The sequence below is a fragment of the Variovorax sp. P4_B11 genome (genome assembly GCF_056402355.1).
On record NZ_JBFUHO010000050.1, the window covers coordinates 46,514 to 52,563 of the forward strand.

General features: G+C 68.8%; 5 protein-coding genes and 1 pseudogene. 5 read left to right on the forward strand and 1 reads right to left on the reverse strand.

Going from position 1 to position 6,050, the window contains the following annotated elements:
• The first annotated feature begins 184 nt into the window (after nt 1-184).
• The 5 genes from AC1DYD_RS31170 to sorU all read left to right on the forward strand — a co-directional run bounded on the left by AC1DYD_RS31170 (nt 185) and on the right by sorU (nt 5,786).
• The gene (locus AC1DYD_RS31170) at nt 185-1,690 is read left to right on the forward strand and encodes an ArnT family glycosyltransferase (protein WP_478176611.1); all 1,506 of its coding nucleotides are present in this window, start codon (nt 185-187) and stop codon (nt 1,688-1,690) included.
• 16 nt (nt 1,691-1,706) lie between these two features.
• Nucleotides 1,707-2,807: a glycosyltransferase family 2 protein gene (locus AC1DYD_RS31175; protein ID WP_478176612.1), complete on the forward strand. Its 1,101-nt coding sequence runs from the start codon at nt 1,707-1,709 to the stop codon at nt 2,805-2,807.
• Between the two features lie 158 nt (nt 2,808-2,965).
• Nucleotides 2,966-4,159 (forward strand): rhodanese-like domain-containing protein, encoded by a 1,194-nt coding sequence (locus AC1DYD_RS31180; RefSeq protein ID WP_478176613.1) that lies wholly within the window; start codon nt 2,966-2,968, stop codon nt 4,157-4,159.
• 83 nt (nt 4,160-4,242) lie between these two features.
• Entirely contained in the window at nt 4,243-5,457 is a 1,215-nt protein-coding gene (gene sorT, locus AC1DYD_RS31185; protein ID WP_478176614.1) for a SorT family sulfite dehydrogenase catalytic subunit, read from the forward strand.
• A gap of 5 nt (nt 5,458-5,462) precedes the next feature.
• On the forward strand, nt 5,463-5,786 hold the full coding sequence (sorU, locus tag AC1DYD_RS31190) for a SorU family sulfite dehydrogenase c-type cytochrome subunit (protein ID WP_478176615.1): 324 nt from the start codon (nt 5,463-5,465) through the stop codon (nt 5,784-5,786).
• A gap of 13 nt (nt 5,787-5,799) precedes the next feature.
• Here the strand turns inward: sorU and AC1DYD_RS31195 are convergent.
• A pseudogene (locus AC1DYD_RS31195) lies at nt 5,800-6,050 on the reverse strand (glucose-6-phosphate isomerase); the annotation flags it as partial.

Consider the following 6,050-nt stretch of genomic DNA (forward strand, 5'->3'; position numbering starts at 1 on the left):
ACCGCGTTGGTCGTTCCGCTCGCGTTCGACGTTGTTCGCTCAGTCTCATGCCGTTGAATTTCCTCAGTGCCTTTGATCCGTTGTCGCCYGGATCGCCGTCGGACCCCGATCCTCGTGCCGGTCGACGCAGCGTGACCCGTTGATGCCCTCGCATACCGTCTCCCATCCAACCGATCGACTTGCGTTGGCAGAAAGCGGCCGGGCGATCGCCTGGCTGATCGCCTGCGTGACGCTGCTTCGCCTGGTGCTGGCCGCGTACTCGCCGCTCACCCCCCAAGAGGCGTACTACTGGACCTGGAGCCGCTTTCCGGACGGGTCCTATTTCGACCATCCACCGCTGGCCAGCTATGGCATCGCTTTCACGACGATGCTGCTGGGCCAGACCGCGTTCGGCATCAAGTCCGCCGCGGTGCTGTGGTCGCTGGGCTGGAACCTGCTGTGGGCCCGCCTCGTGCTGGACATGTTCGGCGATCGGCGGCTGGCGTTCTGGGCCGTGCTCGCGCTGAACCTGACGCTCCTGTACGAGCTGTATGGCTTCGGTCCGACACCGGACGGGCCGCTGCTGTTCGGATGGATCGGCACGATCTGGGCCGTCTGGCGAGCCAGCCGCAGCGGCGACGGGCGCTGGTGGTATGCGGCCGGCGTCTTCATGGGGCTCAGCTGGCTCGGCAAGTATTCGGGCGTCCTGCTGTTGCCCATCGTCGGCCTGTACCTGCTGGCGGTTCCGGATCAGCGGCGCTGGCTGCGGCGGCCGCAGCCCTACCTGGCCGCGCTGCTGGCGCTGCTGATCTTCTCGCCGGTCCTGGTGTGGAACGCGCAGCACGAATGGGTGTCCCTGGCTTTCCAGAGCGGCCGGCGCCTCGAGTCGATGGGCGGCCTGAAGCCGCGATTCTTCGGGCTCCTGCTGGCCACCCAGTTCCTGCTGCTGTCGCCGTATCTGTTCGCCCTGTCGCTCGGCGCCGCCTGGCACGGATTGCGGGCCTGGTTCGCGCGCCGCATCGAGCCCCGCGAATTGCTGCTGCTGCTGAGCGCGCTGATCCCGCTGCTGCTTTTCGTCGCCGTCAGCTTCCGCACGAACTCGAAGATCAACTGGCTGCTTCCGGCCTGGTGGTCGCTGGTCATCCTCGGCATCCGCCATTCGCTGGCCCGCCCGGGCAACGGTCGAAGGCGCGCCCTGGGCCTGGCCTCGTCGGCGCTGTTGCTGGCAGTGGGCATCGGGGTGTCGGTCATTCCCAACCTGCCGCTGCCGGGCGACCTGAACATCTGGAGCGGCTGGCGGCCGGCCGCCGAGCAGCTGGACCGGGTCGTCGCGGCCGAGCGTGCCCAGGGGCGCCGGGCCTTCGTCTTCTCGCCGAACTACAAGACCAGCTCGTTGATCTGGTTCCATCGGCCGAGCCAGGAACGGACCTACGCGCAGGATATCTTCGGGCGCAGGGCACTCCAGTACGACTACTTCCCCCATTCCGAGGATCTCGTCGGCGCCACCGGTTTCCTGGTGCTGTCCGACCAGGCGCAGTCGGCGCTCGATCTGGCCGCGCTGCGCCCCCTGTTCGACAGCCTGGAGCGCGTCGAGGAGGTGCAGGTCGGCGCGCTCGGCCGCACCACGCGTCGCATCGAGATCTGGCGCGGCACGGGCTACCGCGGGGCCCCTTCTCCCGGCCCGATGCCGCAACAAGACGCCAGCCCCTGAGCCCGCCAGAACCCCCATGCCACAACTGTCCATCATCATTCCCACGTTCAACGAAGTCCAGAACGTCACCGAGTTGCGCGACCGCGTCGCCGTCGCCCTGGCCGGAAGGGATTGGGAATTGATCTTCGTCGATGACGACTCCCGCGACGGCACGGCCGACGCAGTGCGCCAGATGGCGCAAGCCGATGGGCGCGTGCGCTGCCTGCACCGCATCGGCCGCCGTGGCCTGGCGTCGGCCTGCATCGAGGGCATGCTGGCCTCGTCGTCGCCGCTGGTGGCCGTGATGGACGGCGACCTGCAGCACGACGAGCGCCTGCTGGCCTCGATGGCCGATGCCCTCGAGGCCGACCCGCGGCTCGACATCGTGGTCGGGAGCCGCTATGTCGGCGGCGGCGGAACCGGCGACTGGGACGCCTCGCGCGCCAAGATGAGCCAGTTGGCGACGCGCCTGAGCGCGATGGTGCTGAAGGCCGACCTGAAGGATCCGATGAGCGGCTTCTTCATGACCCGCCACGCCGTGGCGCTGCGCTGCATCCGCGAAGGCATGTCGGGCGTGGGCTTCAAGATCCTGCTCGACCTGTTCGCGAGTTCGCCCGAGCCCCTGCGCTTCAAGGAATTGCCCTACGAGTTCCGCAACCGATTCGCCGGCGAGAGCAAGCTGGACATCAACGTGGCATGGGAATACATGATCATGCTGCTGGACCGGATGCTGGGAGGCATCGTGCCGGTCCGCTTCATCGGCTTCGCACTGGTCGGGGGCTTCGGCCTGCTGGTGCACCTGGCGGTGCTCGGCGTGTCGTTCAAGGGACTGGGGCTGGGATTCGTGGCGGCGCAGGGCCTGGCCACGGTGGTGGCCATGACCAGCAACTTTCTGCTCAACAACATATTGACCTACCGCGACATGCGGCTGCGCGGCTGGCGCATGCTCAGCGGATGGCTGTCCTTCTCGCTGGCCTGCAGCGTGGGCGCGCTGGCCAACGTGGGCGTGGCGGGGTGGCTGTTTGCGCAGCGGCCGGATTTCTGGATCGCCTCGGCCATTGCCGGCGTGCTGGTCGGCACGGTGTGGAACTACGCCGTGACCATGGTCTACACCTGGAAGAAGCCGCGCTCCGCCTGAGCCTCGGGGCGCGCGCGACGCACCGCGGACAGCGCTTCGTCGAACGCCGCGTGTCGGAGCGCGTGCCCGCCAATCCAAAGAGAGAACTTTGGATGTACTTGCTTCGCCGTATCAGACAGTTTCATACTTTGCTACTAGCATCATTTGGAATATCGGCGATGAGCAATAGTTTGGCAGCGGCAGGCTCCACCCCTGCGCGATGGGCCGGCGGCCTGGCGCTGGTGGCATCGATGCTGGCGGCGCCGGCTGCGAACGCGCAGGTCAAGGTGCTCGTGAATCCGGGCGACCAGGCCGAGCAATCGCGTGGCGCCACCATGGCCGTCTGGCGCAGCGTCATCGAGCAGGCACTGCGCAAGGAGCGAATCTTCGACGTCTCCATCACCGGTTCTGCCGACATGACCGCCGACCTGAGCGCCACGCGTGCGCGGCTGCCTGACGTGGTGGTGGGGCCGGCCCACCTCATCGGCTCCGCCGTGCGCTACGGCTACGCGCCGGTGGCCGCCGTGGAGAGCAGCTCGCAGGCGGTGCTGGTGGTTCCCGCCGACAGTCCGATCGGCAACTTCCAGCAGTCCGCCGGCAAGCGCCTGGGCCTGCCGCTGCAGGACAGCCTGGTGACCTACCTCCTGCGCGGTGAGGCGGTGGCAGCGAACACCACGATGAAGCGGCACTTCCGCGACTTCTACGAGACGCGCTATCAGGACGCGCTGCTCGTCTGTCTTCAGATCGGCCGTTGCGACGTCGTCGCCGTCGAGAAGTCGACCTTCGACAAGTGGGTGGCCGGCGGCGCGGCGGTGAAGGCCGTGATGACGTCGCGCGAGGTGCCGGGCCTCGGCATCGCGGTCAAGGACGGCGCCAAGGTCTCGGCCGACATACTGCGCTCGGACATCGGCGACGCCGCGTCCGGCACCCGGACCGCGCGGGTGTCGGCACAGGACTTCACCTATGTCTCGACCCTGGGCTACTTCACGCCGCGCGAGCTCAAGGGCGCCAAGGTGGTCGATGCCAAGACCGTCGCGGCCATGCTGTCGGCCGGAAAGGCGAGGTACATCGACACCCGCAATGCCGCGGAGTTCAAGGAAGGGCACGTCCCCGGCGCGGTGCTGGTTCCCTATGTCGAGAAGTCGGCGAAGGATCCGGACTTCGCGGCCGACGTCGACGAGTTCAACCTGGCCGCGCTCGGTGCCGACCGCGGCGCCGAACTGGTCTTCGGCTGCAACGGGCCCGAGTGCTGGAAGAGCCACAAGGCCAGCATTGCGGCGCTCAAGGCCGGCTACACCCACGTGAACTGGTTCCGCGGCGGCCTGCCCGAGTGGCGCGCCGCCGGGCTGGCCGTGGACACGGCGGCCAAGTAGCCCTTCGGCGGCGGGCTTGGTCTTAGTATCCGCTTCGCGCTTCTTCCCCTTACCCACGTTCCTTCTGCGAAAGAGCCCTTCCCATGACAGATTTCCCGTTCGCGCCCGATCCGATCCGCCGGGCGCTGCTCACCGGAAGCGGCGCGGCTGTCGCAGTGGCAGCCGCCGCCCCGTGGAGCACGGCCTTTGCGCAGGCCGCTGCGCCGCGTCCCCTGCCGGCCTACGCCACCTTCAAGGACGCCGGCACGATGATCGTCCACAGCGCCAACACCATCGAGATGCGCCGCGGCGCCGCAGGCAATGGCGCGCTGACCACGGTGAACCAGCTCTACGTGCGCAACAACCTGGCGCCGCCGAACGCCGACATCGTCGCCAAGCCGGACGACTGGGTGGTGCAGATCGAGGGCGTGCGCCGGCCGAAATCGCTCAGCGTGCGTGAACTCAAGACCATGGACAGCGAGAGCGTGGCCATGGTCCTGCAATGCAGCGGCAACGGCCGCGGCATGTTCCCCTCCAAGCCGAGCGGCACCCCGTGGCAGACCGGTGCGGCCGGCTGCGTCATGTGGACCGGCGTGCCGGTGCGCCGGCTGGTCGACGCGCTGGGCGGCGTCAGCCCGGGGATGAAGTTCATGACCGGCACCGGCGGCGAAGTGCTGCCCGCCGGCATCAGCCCCAAGTCCCGGGTGGAGCGCAGCGTGCCGGCCGCCGCCATGGAGGACGCATTGCTGGCCTGGGAGCTCAACGGCCAGCCGATCCCGCTGGCGCATGGCGGCCCGTTGCGCCTGATCGTGCCCGGTTTCACCGGCGTCAACAGCATCAAGTACGTCAAGCGCGTGGCTTTCACCGCCCAAGAGAGCGACTCGTCGATCCAGCAGACCGACTACCGCATGACCCCGGCCACCGAGGCTTCGCAGCGCCCCACCGACCCCTCGGTGTGGCAGATGCCGCCCAAGTCGTGGATCAACACGCCGCTGGCCGCCGACACCGACCTGCGCGCGGGCCAGGAAGTGGTCGTGCGCGGCGTTGCCTTCGCGGGCGTGAATGCGGTGAAACAGGTGGACGTGTCGGTCGACGGCGGCCAGACCTGGCAGCGCGCGGCGCTGGTCGGACCCGACCTCGGCCGCTTCGCCTGGCGTCAGTTCGAACTGCCGGTGAAGCTTCCGGCCGGCAAGCACGTCTTGGCCAGCCGCGTGACCGACGTGCGCGGCAACGTGCAGGCAGAGAACCGGTTCGAGAACAAGGGCGGCTACCTGAACTCCAGCTGGCGCGACCACGCGGTCGCCGTCACGGTGGCCTGAGCGCCGTGCGCTTCGTTCGTTCCTGGGGCGCCGCCCTGCTGGCCGGCCTGTGGCTGGCCGGCGCCCAGGCCCAGACGCCGTCCGAGGAGGGCCGAAAGCTCTTCCTGGGCGGCGCGGTGCCGGCCTGTGCCCTGTGCCATACGCTGAAGCATGCAGGTGCCACGGGCCAGGTCGGGCCCGACCTCGACGAACTGCAGCCGGACGCGGCCCGGGTCGAGAAGGCGCTGCGCAACGGCATCGGCCCGATGCCCGCGTTCAAGTCGCTGACCGACGAGCAGATCCGCACGCTGGCGCTGTACGTGGCGACAGCGACCGGCGCGGCGCGTTGAGGCAGCCCGGCGCTCAGGCGATCAAGCGCTTCATCAGTCCCGCAGTCGAAGCGTCCAGCCCCTGGGTGTCGCCGCTCGCCAGGCGCGGCAGCAGGTCGCTGCACAGGGCCTTGCCGAGCTCGACGCCCCACTGGTCGAAGCTGTTGATGCCCCACAGCGCACCGCTGGTGAAGACGCGGTGCTCGTACATCGCGATCAGCGCGCCCAGGCTGTGCGGCGTCAGGCGCTCGAGCAGCAGCGTGGTGCTCGGGCGGTTGCCGGGGA